This is a genomic window from Clostridium sp. (assembly GCF_047718555.1).
Taxonomy (GTDB): domain Bacteria; phylum Bacillota; class Clostridia; order Clostridiales; family Clostridiaceae; genus Clostridium_I.
This window is the reverse complement of sequence record NZ_JBDNRK010000002.1, coordinates 105,089-123,645: the sequence shown is the minus strand read 5'-3', so window position 1 is coordinate 123,645 and position 18,557 is coordinate 105,089. Positions and strand designations below refer to the sequence as shown.

The following is an 18,557-nucleotide window of genomic DNA, read 5'->3' as shown; positions in this document are numbered from 1 at the left end:
AATATGTATGAAAGTTTAATAAATAATCTCTTACTGTCTTCTTTAATTAGCAGCATCATAATATTATTTATTATTATATTAAGAAAAACTTTATTAAAAAAATATTCTAAAACTCTTATATATTATTTGTGGGTATTTCCTATTTTGAAAATGATTATAATATTCAGGTTTTCAATTTTTATTTCTAATAAAACGTATAAGACTTTGTTTAAAGAATCTAATATTATAAATAGCAATTTTGATGTAATTTACAGTAATAACAAAAATATACATTTGTGGAAAATAATATTTTGTATATGGTTAATTGGATTAATAGCCTTTCTAATTTATCATATATGTGCTTATTTAAATTTTACTAACAAGATTAAGTTTTTAGCTTATGACATAAATGATGATAATATTAATAAATTATACTCTAAGATATTATACGAATTAAATATAAAAAAGAAAATTTCTTTAAAATACTGCAAGGGCATAGGATCACCTTTAGGAATAGGAATATTTAAATCACTAATTTTATTACCTGTAGATACCTATAATGTTGACGAATTAGAGTTGATTTTAAAGCATGAATTAATTCATTTTAAAAGACATGATTTATATTATAAGATTTTAGTTATGATTATTATGTCAATACATTGGTTTAATCCTTTAGTATATATAATGTGGAAACAAATAAATCATGATTGTGAATTATCTTGTGACGAAATTGTATTAAAAGATTCTAACATGGAATTAAGAAAATTATATGCAATGACTTTTATTAAATCTTTAAAATCTAATAGAAGTAATAATCATAGAATTGAAATAATAACAGGTTTTAATAATAATAAAGAGATACTAAAAAGAAGACTAGAGAATATAGTTAATTTACAAATTGAAAAAAAAGGACTAATTTTGGCAATTTTAGTCGGAATAATATCAATAACATCTTTTTTTAATATTAAAATTTTTGCTCAAAATAATGAAATGAATACAAAGCCAGTAGTTAGTTCAACAAAAACAAAGTCTGAAGAGTCAAGTAATGTAAATGGTATAGATAATACAAAACAAGTAGATGATCAAGATAAATCTGCTTCTGGCCCGAGAGTAATATATAAAGGGCCAATTAAAGATGTACCTAAAGAATTTGCTCAGATAAAGTCAATTCAAGAGCAGATAAAAGAAAATCCAAATAAATATATAATTCTTCAATCAAAATAGCACAATAAAAATAACACTATGTACAGTGTATCAAATGTGGGTGCAGCACAGGTAGTTTTATCAGTTAAAACATATTTAATAGGAATAGATTTAGCTTTTGGTAAAGAAACTCATGATGCAGTAACTTATTTTCAGGATAAGGTTCATATACCTGATGATGGAATCATAGGACCTACTACTTGGAGTTATTTAGTGAATTAATTTATTTCCCCAATTGCACACACGATTTATATTGTGTGCAATTGGGGAATATTTAGTTGCTCAATTTTCTATTATTACATTTAAAAATATAGTATATTTTTTTATTACATTTATTTTTTTACTAATAAAATAAATATACCTTTTTCAATTAGAAAACAACTTTTGATCGTTATAAATAAAAAAGCTATAGAAAGTAATAGCTTTCGCCTGTTAACTCTTGGATGGTCTGATGGGAATACTTTTTTACCACTTGCTTTTACTCTTCTTTCATCTGCAAAAGAGAAAAATAGACTATGCCCTGAAAATAAGACTTTAGACAAAAGAACTAATGGTTCTAAACTCCGTAAGGAGGCTCTTTTAAAGTCCCCTGATGCAATGCTTAAGTTAATCAAGAGAGCGGTAGAATTGGTATTCCAGCTTCTTATGTTCTCTTTGACAGTTGGTTTACTTATCCTAAGACTCTAATACAAATTTTAAATCTTAAGCTTCATACTATAGCCATGGTTAAAGATATGCCCAGAGTTTACTATGATTATGTTGGCAAAAAGTCAAATCTTAAATCTCTATATTCCTCTGTTAAAAAAGAAGAGGAAAAGCTAAAATTTTATCTGTAACTGTTGATATAGGCACTGATAAAGATGGTAACAAAGTTGAATCCAAAATAGTTTTTGTACGTCATAGAAATAGAAGTAGGCAATGGCTTGCCATTGTATCTACTGATACATCTCTATCTGACGATGAAATCATAAGAATCTACGGAAAACGTTGGGGCATCGAAGTCTTTTTTTAAATGAACAAGTCATTTTTGAAACTCGGTAAAGAATTCCAAGGACGTTCCTATGATTCTATGATAGTACATACTACTATAGTATTTACAAGGTATATCATGCTATCTTTAGAAAACCGTAATAGCAAAGATTTACGTACAGTGGGTGGATTTTTCTATCAGTGCTGTGATAAACTTGAAGATGTTCAATTTTATGAAGCACTACAAATACTTATAACTACTTTAAAAAATGTACTAAAAGAAAAAATTTTACTTTCAAAGGAGATTATTGATCTAATAATCGATAGTTTTATTCATGCTCTGCCTAGCTATATAAAGGAAAAGCTATCGCTTTTGTCCTGCGAAAGTTGAGTAAATAATAAATTAACAGTATAAAAAATTTTTTAGTATTGACTAACACTATTCTACTGGCGTAGAATAGTGTTAGTCAATATATTTCTGTATTAATAATTTATAAATTGGAATACCATGTTATATATTGATGGTTATTAAAAATATATTATTGGAATTAAAGAGTATGAGCTCAACGTAATATGAATTCTGTTAAATTGAGCAGCTGCTTAATTTTTATTGTATTAAGAAAATTTATTAACTAAATTTAAATATTATTAACATAAATAAAAATATTGGCATATTTACTCTACTTAAGTAAAATGAATATAAATTAGATGCACATTTTAGTATTAAAAACAATTTGAAAATAATTAAAGAGGAGAGGAGATTTTTTAAATGAAGATTTTAAAAAACAATTTGAAAAAGTTTTTGAGTATTCGTATTATAGTTGCAGCAGTAATAATTTCAATTATTTCATTACCAGCTGTAGCTCTAGCGGCACCAGGAGATTGGTCAAGCTTGCATTGGGTTGGATCTGGATATGAAACTGTTGGAACTAATGTAAGAGCTGTTCAACAAATATGTACAGATTCTGGATTTGGAAGTACTGTAGGAGATATAGATGGATATTATGGTATTAATACAAAGACAGCACTTGGATATTATCAAACACAGCATCATATAGGGTCTGATGGCATAGCTGGTTCTGGGACTTGGAATGTAATGCATTCTGGACTTCTATATGGATATACTGCATATTATCAATATGGGAATGATCAAGTTTATTCATATCAAGGAGGCAGTTTAGTGTTCGGCTACTCTTCAACGAGCGGAAGATGGGGATATGAAACTGGCGATGTTGATGGTTCACCAGTATTTACACAACTAGATTATAATTAGATATAATGAATAAAATTGAGGTGATATAAATGTTTAAATTTAAAAAGGTTTTAATTCCAGTTGTTGCATTAGGGATAGTCTTTACAGTAGCATTTTATGGAAAAAGTTCTGTTAAAACAACAAATGAAAAAGTGCTTACAACTGCAAATACTACTATACAAAAACCTGAAATTCATAAAGGTATTGCAGGAGCAAAAGCTAATACTCCATATTCAATAAAAGCACCAACTGCAAAAATAGACGATTTAAAACTTGTTAATATGAAGTCTGATAAACATACCTTTAAAAATAAAGATGTACACATAGCATATTCTTTTTATAAAGGAAATAATAATGATGAAGAACTTACTATTCAACAAGTAGATAGCACTGAAAAGAATCCATTAATAGATACTAGTAATGAAAAAATAAAATTGAGTGATGGTACGGACGCATGGATTTCTGACGAAATGAATGGAAAAGGATATATTCATGTCCTTTTTACAAGAAACGGTCAAAATTTTGATGTCATGGGATTTGATTTAAGCAAAGATAGACTTATAAGTATAGCTGATTCGTTAAAATAAACTGACAACTTAGAAAATTTTGTTTTAGTATATATGTAAACCAATAGATTAATGGAAATAACTATTAATAATTTATTTTGCCCTTATATTCTCAATATTGGTCAAGATTAAATTTAGATTTTAATGGACCATATAGTGCTACTTATAATAAGTATATTTTATAATAAGTATGTTATATACTCATAGTTGTCAAAAGGAGATTTATTAAAATAAATCTCCTTTTGATTAGTTTTGAAAAGGTGGTAAATATATGATTGAAATAATAAACATATGTAAGGCATTCAATAGAAAAACTATTTTTAAAGATTTTAACTTGGAAGTAAAATCAGGAGAGTTCATTGGTATAGTTGGGAAAAGTGGCCAGGGAAAAACTACTCTTTTAAATATAATGGGTACTTTAGAAGAAGCTGATTCAGGTATTGTAAAAATAATGGATAAAGATATACGTAAAAATAAAATAAAAAGGCTTTTATTAAGAGATCATTTAGGTTTTATTTTTCAAAACTATGCTCTAATTGATAATGCATCAGTAAATGAAAATTTAGAAATTGCCCTTAAACATAAAAAAATGAAGAAAAAACAAAAATATGATGCTATATCATTAGCATTAAAAGAAGTAGATCTTGTTGATTATGGTAAGGAAATAGTGCATACCTTAAGTGGTGGAGAACAGCAACGTGTAGCAATTGCTAGATTACTACTTAAAGATCCCTCTATAATTTTTGCAGATGAACCAACTGGATCATTGGATAGTGAGAACCGCGATATTATTGTGTCATTGTTTCAGAAATTACATAAGCAAGGAAAAACAATTATTATGGTCACTCATGACAAAAATTTAACTAAATTCTTTTCAAGAATAATAGAATTGTAAAGGAGGAATGGTTATGAAAAAATTAATTTTCCTTCTATTTACAACCACTTTTATAGTTGTAAGTTTTTTATCTATAAAGCAATTTGAATATATGCAGTTTCAATCTTTTAATAATGACAGTATAGGTGAAAAATGGAATTTCATAGTTAAAAATGGTAATCCTCAAAAAAACAATTTTGAAAATTTTAATTTATTGGAAGACATGGCAATAAATATAAAAGGAAACTTTCAACGAACATCTTTTGAAAGGGATAATAATAATAAAGATAAAATAGTATATTATGTAGCTTTTTTTGAAAAAGATAAATATTTTCAAAACATGAAATTAAAGACTGGTGAATTTTTAAATGTAAATAGCGACAAAAATGATTTTCTTTCGACTATAAAAACCTACAACAATCATCAAATAGGCCAACTTGAAATTTTTCATAGTTTTGAACCGATAGAAATTCGTCCAATGATTGCTGCTGGGAATACAAAGGATATCAAAGGAACGTATACATTAAATGGCAAAGAGACTGCAGAAAAGTTAAAAAAGATAGCATTAGAATATGGATTTAATGTTGAAATTTCAAAAGATCAGGGCCAAAGTTCGATTACACCATATCCTTACCAAGATATGATGCATCAAGCATCATTAATATTATGTTTATTAATAGCACTTGCAATGCTATATGATTTAATTAGTAATTATAAAGAAATAGCAATAAGATATTTGTTAGGATATAACTTTGGGCAAATTGGAGCTTATTTATTTAGAAAGTATATTAAAGTTTTCTTAGGTTCATTATCTATAGTATTTTCAGGATTAATAGTATATTTATATTTTTATAATGAGCTTCAACAACTATTTCCTTTTCTATATTTTTGGATAGGAAATACTATTCCATTAATTTTAATTATCTCACTAATTTTTATTGTTACATGGTTAGGAACTAAAACCATAAATATTTCTCAGATGATTAAAAATAAAAAACCTATAAAATTATTGTTTTATACAAATATTATTATTCGATTTATATTAGCTATTTTTCTTACATTAGGATTACAACAAGGAAGTAATACTTATCTTACAATCAAGAGTACTTTGGATAAGCAAGAAAAATGGTCTATACTAAAAGATTACTCCTATTTAGGAGTAATTGCAGATTCTCAACAGGGATTATTAAATTCTCTAAATGACGAAAAAAAACGACAATTTCAATTATTATATAAAGAACTAGAGTCACAGGGAGCTTTTTATATTTCTCCATCTGCTTATTATATGAATAGTTGTGAGACTCCTTTAGATCCAAATCCTTGGGGTATGGATGGAATGAAAGTAGAAATCAACAAAAATTATCTATCTATAAATCCAATTATCGGGATTAATAATGAACGGGTAGAAATTCCGGATAACCCTAATTCTAATGAAATAACTGTACTTGTACCAACAAAGTTTGAAAAATATGAAAATAATATTAAAAGAACTATATCAAAAGATTACACGGATATATATAATGAAAAAGATTCTACACCGCACAATGTAAATATTCTATATGTTAAAAATGATCAATCTTACTTTACATTTTCTACAAATATGGCAGAAAAGAATAACTATGAAATCACTGATCCAATTGCTATAATAGCAAATAGTCAGTTTGATCCACGCATTTTAGCAGCTAGCATTTCTATGGGGTACGGATACTATATTAAAAATAGCGGAAATGAAAACCCCTTTAAGGTAACGCAAGATACTTTAAAAAAGTATAATTTTGATGAGATTTGGCAACCTATTTCTGTAGCTTATGCTAGTGTAGAATTAAAGCTAGCAAGTAACAAAGAACTACTACAATTAGCTACAGTTTATTGTAGTCTATTTGTAATCTTGTCAGGTGTTTTACTATTTTTTTCTTTTATGTATTATTTAGAAATGAACAAAAAATCATTAGCATTACAATGGATTTTTGGTTATACCTTTTTTGAAAAACATTATCTAGCTTACTTAGTGATATTAGTATTCTGGAATTTCACGTTTGCGATTTGCTCTTTTATTACTAGTAAAACTTTATTACTTGCAATAATAATCTCGGGGCTTACATTTTTTGATATCCTATTAATCAGTATTATTTTAAGTATAAAAGAATATAGTATTACGAAACAGATACTTATAGAAAAATAACGATGACCAAGGAGGTTGTATAGGTGAATAATAAAAAGGTAATGGTTAGCTTCTTAATTATTATACTCACTCTATCCTTAGGAGTTTATTTTTGTAAATTCTTTTTAAACAAAAAAGAAGAAGTAAAGACTACAAGTAACAAAGAAATTTCTCAGGAAGAAAAAAAAATAAATACAAGCTCGATTACAGTTAAAGAAAATGAATATTATGTTGTCTATGTTAAAGGGAACAATGGTTCTGGTTCCTCCTTTGTTCCTTTAAAACTCAATCCTGATTTTAAAAATGACTCTAATTTTAATGAAAGTATTTCATTTGATGATAACGGAAAGATTATAAATGACAACAAAATTATCGTAATTGATAATTTTGTTATTTCAAAGGAAAACAAAGAAACAATTAAAAAGATAGCAGGACTAAATGGTTATAATGAAGCCTTAAAAGAAATTGAAGAGCGAGTAAATGATACTAAACAGAATCTTGAAAAAAAAGTGGTACCGTCAACATCTGCGACAAAAGCCATATTAAGGAACTAAATGGTGAATTTTGAGGGAAATATAATAACATGTAAAGTAGCTTTAAAAGTAGGGGTAATACCAGCATCCGTGTAACCAGGGGCAAAGTAATAAAAAGCACTATTCTAATTAAATGTTTAGAATAGTGCTTTTTAGAATTTTTTAATCCAGTAGACTTATTGTCAGCAAGGTTGTTGCGTTAAATAAGGTGGACACCGAGATACATGCGAAAACCGGTAACATTATGGAATAAACTTACATAACTTATATTTCGCAGATTAATTTACACTTTTTATATATTTTTACAATTCAATTCGTAAATGGGATAGTATTGATACTTAAGAATATTATTCCATTTCATATAAGTGGACTTTCTCTACAATTAATTTATCTTGGATTCGACAAGTGCTGCCGATAGGCATTGATTTATAAAGATTTTGCATTTAAAAAAATTTTAGAGATTTACTCCTATTCGTGGTAAAATGTTTTTGGGAAAACAAAAACGAAAGAGTAGAAATCTCTATGAAAAGTATACCACAGAATAAGATAAATATTGATAAAGAAATTAGAAAATTTAATGCAAAATCAAAATTTACTGATAAAAAAGTAACATTTGTAGCTACATTTATATATGTTGAGTTATTTAAAAAAATTATCGGTCTATTTGCTCAAAATAATGAAATGAATACAAAGCCAGTAGTTAGTTCAACAAAAACAAAGTCTGAAGAGTCAAGTAATGTAAATGGTATAGATAATACAAAACAAGTAGATGATCAAGATAAATCTGCTTCTGGCCCGAGAGTAATATATAAAGGGCCAATTAAAGATGTACCTAAAGAATTTGCTCAGATAAAGTCAATTCAAGAGCAGATAAAAGAAAATCCAAATAAATATATAATTCTTCAATCAAAATAGCACAATAAAAATAACACTATGTACAGTGTATCAAATGTGGGTGCAGCACAGGTAGTTTTATCAGTTAAAACATATTTAATAGGAATAGATTTAGCTTTTGGTAAAGAAACTCATGATGCAGTAACTTATTTTCAGGATAAGGTTCATATACCTGATGATGGTATCATAGGGCCTACTACTTGGAGTTATTTAGTAAATTAATTTATTTCCCCAATTGCATGCGATTTATACTGTGTGCAATTGGGGAATATTTAGTTGCTCAATTTTCTATTATTACATTATTCAAATTCTAAAGAATCTGCTATTTTTATTAAGTCTTCTTTATTTATTTCGTAGCCTACTACATTATAAGTTACTCTATCTCTAATAAATATTACTTGAGTATATCCACCTTTTGCTTCACATATTATGGCATCTACCCCTTTTACCTTTGTTGTACTGGTTTTATTTTCTATATTTTCTTTAGATATACTATCCATATTAGGAGGAGTAGTTGATTGGATTAAAGTCAATTTTTTACCTGATGGTGATCTATAATTTGTTGCTATATAATAGGAGTCTGTGGTATATTGAGGCATATCAGGATTATGAATATCATGTTCTGCATATGTATCCTCTTCCTTTAAATCACCTAAATTAATTGTTGGCTTTTTAATTTTAATTGGAACACTCTTTTTTATATTATCCTTATTAGTTATAATTTCACGCTTAGTTTTAGGGACAAACGATTTATTTTCATTTTTAACAGATGTAGACAGTACCACTTCTTTTGAGTTTAATGTATCTATCTTATTAGTATTTAAATTAGCATTAGATATGACAAATATTCCTAGTATAACAGGTATAATTGGAATAATAATAAATTTTTTTCTTAACATAATATTTTACACTCCACTCCTTCATTGATAAAGATTATATACAGTTTGTATTTATTTTCATCGTATTTTGGATAAAGAGAGCATCCATGTCATGAAGTACAAAGTAATCTCAATAAATTAGATAAAATAATGGCTTTCAGCCATCAAAGTAAATAAAAGCATAATTATATTCTACTGCTATAGAATTAATAATGCTATTGTACAATAGTAGAATATGGTTAGTCAAGTAAAAATATATTATATTCTTTTATTGCATTTATTTTTTTACTAATAAAATAAGCAACTCAATATTCAGCTGTACTAAGAAAACTTATTAACTAAATTTAAATATTATTAAATAAATAAAAATATTGACATACTTATTCTACTTAAGTAAAATAAGTGTAAATGAGATGCGCATTTTAGTATTAAAAACAATTAAATAGAGAGAAGATTTGTTTTACGGTATACCATAAAAAGTTATAAAAAAAGGAGAATATAATATGAAATGCCAAATAATAAACAGTCATTTTAAAGATAAATTTATACAAAAAATTTACTTAGGATTAATAATAGCATTAAGTTTTATAGCTATTACTACTTTTTCTGGAGCTACAAATGTACATGCAGATACTTGGTCAGTAACATTACCAGCATTTACGTTGCCTACTCAAGGAAGAACTTATTATTGCACTCAATCTAATTCTGGAAAAATTTCATTAACTCGTATAGTAGATGGACCATCTTATTATGTACGTGCTCAGATGATTAATTCAAATGGTGATCCTAGGACTGGTGAAGCATTGGTTCAACAAGGTGCTGGATATACGAATTTTCCAAGTAGCAGTATGAGTTATTCATATTACTATAGCTTATTGGTAGAAAATGATTATTTTGAAACAACTGCTAGATCAGCATATGGATATATAGATATAAGTTCGACAAAATAGGTACAAATTTTTACAGTATGTATTTGGACAACTTTCATGATTTAAAAAATAATATCAAGAGGGATATTGCGTTGAGCACATTCGTAAATCCATCGGATGCTATTCTTCGTACACTTTATTTCTGAAAATTAATAATACTTTAAATTGTTAATTTTAATAAAAACATATATTAACTAGAAAACTATAAATATTTTAAAATCATCTAGACTTTGAGAAATACAAGGTAAAAAGAATATCACTTATTGATATATCTTTTTACCTTGTATTATTAATAAGTAAATCGATAGAGATATATAAGCAAATAATGTATTATATAATAATATATAAATTTTTATTAGGAAGAGGAATAAGATATGATAAAAAACCAATTAAAGAAAGCGATTTTAAGTAAAAGATTTTTAATTATTATTTTCATAGGAATACTAATTCACATTTTAGGTGGATATAATCAAATTCATAAATATCTTTTTTTTGATTATAATGCTTCTGATATTCAGACACCACAGCTTCAAGCCACAGTTAGATCAATGGTTAAGAAAGAGCTTAATATGTATTCCGTTTGGTTTGATTCATTACTGTTATATACACCTTTAATGCCAATAATCGCTGCACTTCCATTTTCATTATCATATTTAGAGGATGTTAAAAATGGTATGATTAAATATATTGATGTAAGAATTAATCATGACAAATATTTAGCTGCAAAATTACTTACTAATGGGTTAGTGGGAGGTATAGCTGTTTCATTACCAACAATTATTTTAACAATAATTGTAAGATTGTCTTTTAGTGGAAATATAAATGATTTTTCGGGAAAAGGTATGTATGGAGGAGTTTTTTCAAATTTGCTCATATATAATTTTTATTTATATGTAGCAGTACATATATTTATTGAATTTATATTTGGTTTTGCATATTCAAGTATTGCATTAGCGGTATCTTCATTTATAAAAAATACAATTGCAGTAATGATTTCACCATTTTTGTTTTGGGTTGGAGGAGATCTGATATTTCAATTTCTTAATATACAATCTTATTTACCTACAGAAATAAACCAATTCTATTTGATTCCAAAAGTAACAGTTAATGAAATTATAGTAGAACTTGTATTTATTACATTTTTTTCTTCTGCTTTATTTATCTTAAAATCAAGAAAGAGGAGTATTTATGAATAATAGTTTTAGAAAATATACCGTGTTTAATTTGATTAAATTAAATTTAAAAGTATGCAGACTTCCAAGAATAATATGTTTTAGCATAATGTTTTTTTTATTTATTTCTTATAAAATCATAGAGCCATTAAATGACTTTAGTTTAAAATATAATTTAGATATTAATATTTGGGATGGATTTTTTAAAGTGGTAACTTATCCAATAATAGTATTATGTTTTTATTTACCATTTGTAATAATAGTAACTTCTATTATTAATTTAAAAATTAAACATTATCAATACATAATTGTAAGAAGTAAAAAAAAGGTTCTGTGGATAATAAGTAAATTAATTGCAAACTTGCTTATAGGTTTATTAATTGCAACTATATTTTTTTTGTCAGCATTTATAATTAGTTATATATTTTTTGGCTTTGACAAAAATTGGAGTTCAACAATTACAAATATAAATGTTAGTATGAAACTTGTTGATGCATTATACCTAAGTAATTTTGTATTTTCATTAACACCTATACAAGCCATTATTATTTCATTTTTAGAAATTTATATAGCTACGGCTATAATTATTAATTTTAGAGATGTATTGACAAATTATATTTCTAATATTTATATTTGTGATTTAGTTATAAGTATATATATTTTTATAAGTATAGTTAGCTTTATGTATAATTTAACGATAGGGATATTTAAAATAATGAAATATATAGGAATGCATACAATTGCAATTATAAGTTTCCATAGATTTGATAGTATAAAAATTTATGATGTTACATTAACACAATCATTTACAATTAGTTTAATATTTTTAAGTATATTAATATTAATTAATTTAATGTTTAACAGAAGGTTAGTGGTTAAAGGTGATTAGAAGATTATTAAAAATAAACTTAAAAGGCACAAATAATAAAATACATATATTAATTTTAGTAATTATATCAGTAATGACAACATACATAAATTTAAGTATTCTAAATATTCAACGTTCACAACTATTTTATATGGGAGATATATTAATATTAGTTTTTGGAGGGTTAAATGGAAATTTTGATATTACGAAAAATTTCCAAGTTTTTACATTATGGATAGTTCCAAATATTTTACTTGTTTATTTAATTAACATTTGTATTATTCATAAGTTTAGAGAAAGGACTATTTTAATTTTACCTAGAGCTAAAAAAAAATCTGACTGGATTATATCTTATAACATCACTATTTGGATTATTGTTTTAAAATATTATTTAGTAGTATTTAGTGCTTCATTGATTACAATATTCATAAGGATGGGGTATAGAGCATTTATAAATACTAATATTTTAATTAATAATTACAACCAATTAACTGCTGATAAAAATCAATATTTAATAGTACTATATATAATTATATTAAATGTCATTACTATGATATGCTTAATAAGTTTTATTAATAATATATATTATATTTTTTTCAATTCAACCCATGCGGCAGTAATTTGTATGATGATATGTTTTATTACTGTAGGTACAACAGAGTTCAATAAAATAAATAAATTCATATTGATGAATCAACAAATGTTAATAAGGCATGATTTTTTTAAAGGCGGACTTAAAGATTTTAATTTATCATTTTCAATTTTGTATTTATGCATTTTTTTAACTATTAATTTTATTTTTAATATATTAATAGTTAAAAAAAGAGATATTGCTAATATTTAATAAAAAATAAAAGAGGTGTTTTTATGGAGTCTACTAAAAATGTGATAGAAATTGTAAACTTAACTAAAAGATATAAAGATGTAAATGTATTGAATAATATTAATTTAAATATAAAAAAAGGAAAGTGTTATGGACTTATTGGAAGAAATGGTTCAGGAAAAAGTCTACTTTTTAAAGCTATATGTGGATTTATAAGACCTACATCAGGATATGTTAATGTTAATGGTAAAAAAGTTGGATCAGATGTCGATTTTCCTGAAAATATTGGTGTTCTAATTGAACATCCTGGTTTTTTACCTGAGTATACTGCATTTGAAAATCTTAAGTTTTTAGCTAGTATAAACAATAAAATAGGGAATATAGAGATTGAAAATGCAATGAAATGTGTTAATTTAGATATAAATAATCATAAAAGTGTAAAAAAATATTCATTAGGAATGAAACAACGACTAGGTATTGCTCAAGCTCTTATGGAAAATCCCGAAATATTGATTCTTGACGAGCCAATGAACGGTCTAGATAAAGAGGGTGTAAAATTAATAAAACAAAAACTACTTGAACTTAAAGAAAAAGGAAGAACAATACTTTTAACAAGTCATATTTCAGAAGATATAACTGAAATAAGTGATTACGTTTATGAATTAGATAATGGTAATTTATCTCAGATATTATAAATTAATTTTGTCTATATTTAGATTTGAGGTATAAAAATAAAATGAAAAATGATCGAATAAAACTAATAAAATTAATAGCTATAACTATAATAGTATCTATATTTTTCAAAACTTATATAATTTCAAGAGTACATGTTAATGGTCCATCAATGGCACCTACACTTAATAATAATGATAGTGCCTTAATTGAAAAAATCTCATTATTAAGAAAAAACTTTAAGAGAGGTGAAATTATCGTTTTTGATTCTCAAAATGTAAATCATGATGTATATATAAAAAGGATTATAGGTATAGAAGGTGATGAAATAGAGCTTAGGGGTGGTAATATTTATATAAATGGTAGCAATTTAAAGGAGCCTTATATTGAAAGAAATATTGCTACAAATGGAGGTACTTTCTTACATGAGAATCAAAAGATTAAAATAAAAAAAGGATTTGTTTTTGTACTTGGTGATAATAGAATGTTAAGTAATGATAGTAGATATTTTGGTGAAATTAATATAAGATCAATTGAAGGGCATGTGATACTTAAAATTTTCCCATTTAATGGATTTAAGGTTTTTTGATTGTAAATTATAATGTATAATATAAATATGCATTTTATATATTAAATAGAAAAATTTCAATTCCATATAATGGGTAGATGTATTAGATTAAAGAAAAAATAAGAATTATATAATATTAAGTTGTTGAATAAGGGACTGTCGCACTAAAAAATTAGTGCGATAGTTTTTTTCATAAAAAAATAAATCTCCCACTCGGAAGAGTGAAAGATTTATGGTAAAATAATATACGCCTAAATACATTAATTTACACAAAAATTATACTTCAAATCGCGGAAATTATCAATTGAAACTTCCACTAAATATTTAGTACCTGATTCCACATAATGATTTCCAGAAAAGAAATGTTATTTTTACAAGCATCAATATACTTTTTTGAATTATTTTTAGTTGGATTAATAGTTTTGTTTAGAAAAGAAAGTATTGATCTAATTCCTATTAGTTTGATTTTCGGATATACAATGTTAAAAACTAAAAATATACTTACAAGTTCAATATTTCATGCAATTAGCGATTGGACAGAAAGTGTATTTAGGATAGTTGGATAATAGGAACTTAAATATTTACTTTTCTAAAGATAGTATACAGTAATATTGCAAAAAATATAAAAATAACATTTTACATAGTAAACTTTCATATTTAATTGATAAATTGGCAAAAGTACTTCTGACTAATTTAAATATTTAGAAAACTTATTAAAATCGTTGACAGAAGCCCTCTATTTGTTATAATAGATATAAAAGTTAGTTACAGAATTGATTAGAAGGAAAGTTGGTGAATTTATATGAATAAGCTTGTTAGTGCAGTAAGTAATAAAATATATGGTTTTTATTTTAGCTTGGGCTTTTATTTTAGCGCTGGCTATTACTTTTGCACAAAAAAATTTCATATATTTTCACATAATGAGTTTAATAGATTAGTTGCTGTTTAATAGGTAAATCAATTAAGTAGGATATTGATTAACAGGAAGACTCATTGAGAGTCTTCCTTTTTTTTATAATAATATTAATAATAACTTTGATTAATAATAAGAAAACGAGTATAATATAATTGCTTTAACACTATACAGTGTAAAACAGATACTTACTATAAATTGTAAATAAAATTTTACTTAACTAATGTAATGGAATTAAAATCAGCTTTAAAGTATCTTCTAAAAAGGTATATGAAAATAAATAGTAAGCCAAAGAACTGGCTAATCATTTGTCTGAATATACCTAGGAATAGGAGATTTAAAATAAATTCAAAATAAGAGGAGGCAATTATTATGATAATTGTTATGAAACCAGGAACATCAAAAGAGAAAATAGAAATTTTCCAAGAAAGATTAGAGAAAAAAGGATTAATGGTTCATGTGGATTTTGGCGATAATTACTGTATACTAGGTTTAATAGGAGATACTAGAGCAATTGATCCAGAGCAGATTCAGGCATATGATGAGGTTGAAAAAGTTATGATTGTTCAGGAACCATATAAGAAAGCAAATAGATTATTCCATCCTGAAGATTCTATAATAAATATAAATGGCAGAACTATTGGCGGAGGTAAATTAGCTGTTATAGCAGGACCATGTTCCGTTGAAAGTGAAGATCAAATTGTGAGTATAGCAGAAGATGTTAAAGAAGCAGGAGCAGGCTTTTTAAGAGGTGGTGCTTTCAAACCTAGAACCTCACCTTACAGTTTCCAAGGTATGGAACTAGAAGGCTTAGAACTTTTAAAAATTGCTAGAGAAAAAACAGGGCTTCCAATAGTAACAGAATTAATGGGAACTAAGATGCTTGAAAGATTTGTTGAAGATGTTGATGTAATACAGGTTGGAGCTAGAAACATGCAGAACTTCGAACTTTTAAAGGAACTTGGAAAAACTAATAAGCCTATTCTTTTAAAGAGAGGATTATGTGCTACCATTGAAGAATGGCTTATGTCAGCAGAATATATAATGGCTGGTGGAAATGAAAATGTAATACTATGTGAAAGAGGAATAAGAACTTATGAAACTTACACTAGAAATACTTTAGACTTAAGTGCTATACCAGCTATAAAGAAACAAAGTCATCTTCCAGTTATAGTTGACCCAAGTCATGCAGCAGGAATGTGGTGGATGGTAGAACCTCTTTCAAAAGCAGCTGTAGCAGTTGGTGCAGATGGATTAATAATTGAGGTACATAATGATCCTGCTAATGCTAAATGTGATGGTCAGCAATCCATAAAACCAAATAAATTCAAGTCTCTAATGGATTCTTTAAAGGAAATAGAAAAATTTAAATGGAGCTTTAACGTTGATAAGCTTGGAATTTAATATTACCGTTGTTGGACTTGGATTAATTGGTGGATCTTATGCTATGGCTCTTAAGGAGCTGAAGCCTAATAATTTATGGGGAATTGATATTGATTTAAATGCAATTAAAACTGCAGAAGACATGGGTATTATAGACAGGGGATATAAGGATGCTGAAGTGCCTCTAAGTAAATCAGATATAGTTATAGTATCTCTATACCCGGAGGCAGCAATAGAATTTATTAAAAAGTATAAGAATGATTTTAAAAGGGGTGCAGTTATCACTGACACCTCTGGCATTAAGGAAAGTATAGTAAAAGAGGTATCAGACCTTATACCAGATTATGTTGATTTTATTGGAGGACATCCAATGGCAGGAAGAGAGTCAAAGGGACTTGCCTTTGCCTCTAAGGACATTTTTAAAAATGCAAATTATATAATAACACCAACAGAGAAAAATAAAAAAGAAAATATCAAATTAATAGAAGATATTGCTAGAAATATAGGCTGCAAAAATGTAGTTTTAATAGATTCTAAAGTTCATGACAAAATTATAGCCTATACCAGTGCTGTACCACACATAATTGCTGTGGCTTTAATGAATTGTGATAATTTTGATGAGCAAAGAGGCTTCTTTATAGGGGGAAGCTTTAGAGATGCAACAAGAGTAGCATTAATTAATCCTGATTTGTGGTCAGAGCTATTTATTTCCAATAAAGAAAATATACTAACTGAACTTGAAGAATTTGAAAATAATTTATCTCTTATGAAGGAAGCCATTAGAAAAGAGGATGTTGCCTTAATGAAAGAAATATTTAATAAGGCAGGTTCAAAAAGGAGGAAACTTAACAGCAATGAGTAATATTATGATAAACCTTTCACATAAAATTTATCCTATTTATATAGAAAAAGGATTAATGGACTCTATTGGGAAAGAAATAAAGAAAATATATAGTGGCAAGAAAATTGCTGTAGTAACAGATTCTAATGTTAATAGTTTCTATGGGCAAAAGCTTGAAGAAGCTTTAAGAGAGGAAAGCTATAATGTAAAGGCCTTTGTGGTAGAAGCAGGGGAAAAGAGTAAATCAATTGATGTACTACTGAAGCTTTATGATGATCTTCTAGGTTTTGAAATGACCAGAGGAGATCTTATAATAGCCCTTGGCGGAGGAGTAGTGGGAGATTTGACTGGCTTTGCAGCTGCAACTACCTTAAGAGGAATACCTTTTGTTCAGATCCCTACATCTCTATTAGCTCAAATAGACAGCAGTATAGGGGGCAAAGTAGCTGTAGATCTTCCTAGAGGTAAAAATTTAATAGGAAATTTCTATCACCCTGAAGCAGTATTTATTGATCCCAATGTGTTAAAGACCTTAGATAAAAAATTTCTTCATGATGGTATGGGTGAAGTTATAAAGTACGGTGCTATTAAAGATAGAGCTTTATTTGATACACTGCTTAGCTTTAATGATGATGAAGAACTTTTAAACAATATAGATGATATAATTTATAAGTGCTGTAATATAAAAAAGGAAGTAGTGGAAAAGGACGAAAAAGATAAAGGTGACAGAATGATGCTGAATTTTGGGCACACTATAGGCCATGCTATTGAAAAATATTTTAATTATGAAAGATATACTCATGGAGAGGCTGTGGCTATTGGTATGTATAAAATTACTGAAAAGAGTGAAGCTATGGGTATAACTGAAAAGGGAACTGCGGATTTGTTAAAGAAGATATTAATTAAATATAGTTTACCTTTTGAAATCGAAGCTTTAGATAAGTCTAAAGTATTAGAAACTATAGCTATGGACAAGAAAAATGATAGAGACAAAATTAATATTATCTTATTGAATAAACTAGGTGAAGCTTTTATTAAAAATATAGATAGCAAACTTATGGAAAATTATATTTAGGAGA

The 18,557-nt window shown here is 26.7% G+C and carries 21 protein-coding genes; 20 read left to right on the top strand and 1 reads right to left on the bottom strand.

Annotated elements, in window-relative coordinates; genetic code table 11:
• Positions 1–3 precede the first annotated feature (3 nt).
• The 11 genes from ABF633_RS01345 (at position 4) to ABF633_RS01295 (ending at position 8,653) form a co-directional block, all read left to right on the top strand.
• Positions 4–1,203 carry a M56 family metallopeptidase gene (locus ABF633_RS01345; protein WP_415521253.1) on the top strand — a complete coding sequence of 400 codons (1,200 nt, stop codon included), beginning with the start codon at positions 4–6 and terminating at the stop codon, positions 1,201–1,203.
• An 18-nt stretch (positions 1,204–1,221) separates the two neighbouring features.
• Positions 1,222–1,404 carry a peptidoglycan-binding domain-containing protein gene (locus ABF633_RS01340; RefSeq protein ID WP_415521236.1) on the top strand — a complete coding sequence of 61 codons (183 nt, stop codon included), beginning with the start codon at positions 1,222–1,224 and terminating at the stop codon, positions 1,402–1,404.
• 162 nt (positions 1,405–1,566) lie between these two features.
• The gene (locus ABF633_RS01335) at positions 1,567–1,869 is read left to right on the top strand and encodes a hypothetical protein (protein WP_415521251.1); all 303 of its coding nucleotides are present in this window, start codon (positions 1,567–1,569) and stop codon (positions 1,867–1,869) included.
• Between the two features lie 325 nt (positions 1,870–2,194).
• Positions 2,195–2,542 (top strand): hypothetical protein, encoded by a 348-nt coding sequence (locus ABF633_RS01330; RefSeq protein ID WP_415521249.1) that lies wholly within the window; start codon positions 2,195–2,197, stop codon positions 2,540–2,542.
• A gap of 378 nt (positions 2,543–2,920) precedes the next feature.
• Positions 2,921–3,424 carry a peptidoglycan-binding domain-containing protein gene (locus ABF633_RS01325; protein WP_415521247.1) on the top strand — a complete coding sequence of 168 codons (504 nt, stop codon included), beginning with the start codon at positions 2,921–2,923 and terminating at the stop codon, positions 3,422–3,424.
• A 29-nt stretch (positions 3,425–3,453) separates the two neighbouring features.
• Positions 3,454–3,990 carry a hypothetical protein gene (locus ABF633_RS01320; RefSeq protein WP_415521245.1) on the top strand — a complete coding sequence of 179 codons (537 nt, stop codon included), beginning with the start codon at positions 3,454–3,456 and terminating at the stop codon, positions 3,988–3,990.
• A 250-nt stretch (positions 3,991–4,240) separates the two neighbouring features.
• Entirely contained in the window at positions 4,241–4,864 is a 624-nt protein-coding gene (locus ABF633_RS01315) for an ABC transporter ATP-binding protein (protein ID WP_415521243.1), read from the top strand.
• Positions 4,865–4,877: 13 nt separating this feature from the next.
• Complete coding sequence (locus ABF633_RS01310; RefSeq protein ID WP_415521241.1) at positions 4,878–7,025, top strand: hypothetical protein; 2,148 nt, start codon at positions 4,878–4,880, stop codon at positions 7,023–7,025.
• Between the two features lie 23 nt (positions 7,026–7,048).
• A complete protein-coding gene (locus ABF633_RS01305; protein ID WP_415521238.1) occupies positions 7,049–7,558 on the top strand; it encodes a hypothetical protein in 510 nt (169 codons plus the stop codon).
• Between the two features lie 501 nt (positions 7,559–8,059).
• A complete protein-coding gene (locus ABF633_RS01300) occupies positions 8,060–8,452 on the top strand; it encodes a hypothetical protein (RefSeq protein ID WP_415521237.1) in 393 nt (130 codons plus the stop codon).
• A gap of 18 nt (positions 8,453–8,470) precedes the next feature.
• Complete coding sequence (locus tag ABF633_RS01295; protein WP_415521236.1) at positions 8,471–8,653, top strand: peptidoglycan-binding domain-containing protein; 183 nt, start codon at positions 8,471–8,473, stop codon at positions 8,651–8,653.
• A 77-nt stretch (positions 8,654–8,730) separates the two neighbouring features.
• On the opposite strand, the gene ABF633_RS01290 is transcribed toward ABF633_RS01295, so the two are convergent.
• The gene (locus ABF633_RS01290) at positions 8,731–9,330 is read right to left on the bottom strand and encodes a DUF4367 domain-containing protein (protein ID WP_415521235.1); all 600 of its coding nucleotides are present in this window, start codon (positions 9,328–9,330) and stop codon (positions 8,731–8,733) included.
• Between the two features lie 482 nt (positions 9,331–9,812).
• Between ABF633_RS01290 and ABF633_RS01285 the strand changes: the two genes are divergently transcribed.
• The 9 genes from ABF633_RS01285 (at position 9,813) to aroB (ending at position 18,553) form a co-directional block, all read left to right on the top strand.
• Entirely contained in the window at positions 9,813–10,259 is a 447-nt protein-coding gene (locus ABF633_RS01285) for a hypothetical protein (protein WP_415521233.1), read from the top strand.
• Between the two features lie 353 nt (positions 10,260–10,612).
• A complete protein-coding gene (locus tag ABF633_RS01280) occupies positions 10,613–11,434 on the top strand; it encodes a hypothetical protein (RefSeq protein ID WP_415521231.1) in 822 nt (273 codons plus the stop codon).
• Positions 11,427–12,299: a hypothetical protein gene (locus ABF633_RS01275; RefSeq protein WP_415521229.1), complete on the top strand. Its 873-nt coding sequence runs from the start codon at positions 11,427–11,429 to the stop codon at positions 12,297–12,299. Before ABF633_RS01280 ends, ABF633_RS01275 begins: the two co-directional genes overlap by 8 nt.
• 846 nt (positions 12,300–13,145) lie before the next feature.
• Positions 13,146–13,796: an ATP-binding cassette domain-containing protein gene (locus ABF633_RS01270; RefSeq protein WP_415521228.1), complete on the top strand. Its 651-nt coding sequence runs from the start codon at positions 13,146–13,148 to the stop codon at positions 13,794–13,796.
• Between the two features lie 41 nt (positions 13,797–13,837).
• A complete protein-coding gene (gene lepB, locus ABF633_RS01265; RefSeq protein ID WP_415521226.1) occupies positions 13,838–14,362 on the top strand; it encodes a signal peptidase I in 525 nt (174 codons plus the stop codon).
• A gap of 323 nt (positions 14,363–14,685) precedes the next feature.
• The gene (locus ABF633_RS01260; RefSeq protein ID WP_415521224.1) at positions 14,686–14,907 is read left to right on the top strand and encodes a hypothetical protein; all 222 of its coding nucleotides are present in this window, start codon (positions 14,686–14,688) and stop codon (positions 14,905–14,907) included.
• A gap of 719 nt (positions 14,908–15,626) precedes the next feature.
• Positions 15,627–16,658, top strand: a complete 1,032-nt coding sequence (aroF, locus tag ABF633_RS01255) for a 3-deoxy-7-phosphoheptulonate synthase (RefSeq protein ID WP_415521222.1) — start codon at positions 15,627–15,629, stop codon at positions 16,656–16,658.
• Positions 16,639–17,499, top strand: a complete 861-nt coding sequence (locus tag ABF633_RS01250) for a prephenate dehydrogenase (RefSeq protein ID WP_415521220.1) — start codon at positions 16,639–16,641, stop codon at positions 17,497–17,499. The genes aroF and ABF633_RS01250 overlap by 20 nt, the downstream gene beginning before the upstream one ends.
• Entirely contained in the window at positions 17,492–18,553 is a 1,062-nt protein-coding gene (aroB, locus tag ABF633_RS01245; protein ID WP_415521218.1) for a 3-dehydroquinate synthase, read from the top strand. Before ABF633_RS01250 ends, aroB begins: the two co-directional genes overlap by 8 nt.
• Positions 18,554–18,557: the final 4 nt, after the last annotated feature.

Coding starts and splice junctions, on each gene's coding strand:
- ABF633_RS01280 (WP_415521231.1), top strand. CDS start 10,613: ATGATAAAAAACCAATTAAAGAAAGCGATTTTAAGTAAAAGATTTTTA.
- ABF633_RS01310 (WP_415521241.1), top strand. CDS start 4,878: ATGAAAAAATTAATTTTCCTTCTATTTACAACCACTTTTATAGTTGTA.
- ABF633_RS01320 (WP_415521245.1), top strand. CDS start 3,454: ATGTTTAAATTTAAAAAGGTTTTAATTCCAGTTGTTGCATTAGGGATA.
- ABF633_RS01340 (WP_415521236.1), top strand. CDS start 1,222: ATGTACAGTGTATCAAATGTGGGTGCAGCACAGGTAGTTTTATCAGTT.
- ABF633_RS01260 (WP_415521224.1), top strand. CDS start 14,686: ATGATTTCCAGAAAAGAAATGTTATTTTTACAAGCATCAATATACTTT.
- ABF633_RS01345 (WP_415521253.1), top strand. CDS start 4: ATGTATGAAAGTTTAATAAATAATCTCTTACTGTCTTCTTTAATTAGC.
- ABF633_RS01295 (WP_415521236.1), top strand. CDS start 8,471: ATGTACAGTGTATCAAATGTGGGTGCAGCACAGGTAGTTTTATCAGTT.
- ABF633_RS01300 (WP_415521237.1), top strand. CDS start 8,060: ATGAAAAGTATACCACAGAATAAGATAAATATTGATAAAGAAATTAGA.
- ABF633_RS01325 (WP_415521247.1), top strand. CDS start 2,921: ATGAAGATTTTAAAAAACAATTTGAAAAAGTTTTTGAGTATTCGTATT.
- ABF633_RS01270 (WP_415521228.1), top strand. CDS start 13,146: ATGGAGTCTACTAAAAATGTGATAGAAATTGTAAACTTAACTAAAAGA.
- aroF (WP_415521222.1), top strand. CDS start 15,627: ATGATAATTGTTATGAAACCAGGAACATCAAAAGAGAAAATAGAAATT.
- ABF633_RS01290 (WP_415521235.1), bottom strand. CDS start 9,330: ATGTTAAGAAAAAAATTTATTATTATTCCAATTATACCTGTTATACTA.
- ABF633_RS01285 (WP_415521233.1), top strand. CDS start 9,813: ATGAAATGCCAAATAATAAACAGTCATTTTAAAGATAAATTTATACAA.
- aroB (WP_415521218.1), top strand. CDS start 17,492: ATGAGTAATATTATGATAAACCTTTCACATAAAATTTATCCTATTTAT.
- lepB (WP_415521226.1), top strand. CDS start 13,838: ATGAAAAATGATCGAATAAAACTAATAAAATTAATAGCTATAACTATA.
- ABF633_RS01315 (WP_415521243.1), top strand. CDS start 4,241: ATGATTGAAATAATAAACATATGTAAGGCATTCAATAGAAAAACTATT.
- ABF633_RS01275 (WP_415521229.1), top strand. CDS start 11,427: ATGAATAATAGTTTTAGAAAATATACCGTGTTTAATTTGATTAAATTA.
- ABF633_RS01330 (WP_415521249.1), top strand. CDS start 2,195: ATGAACAAGTCATTTTTGAAACTCGGTAAAGAATTCCAAGGACGTTCC.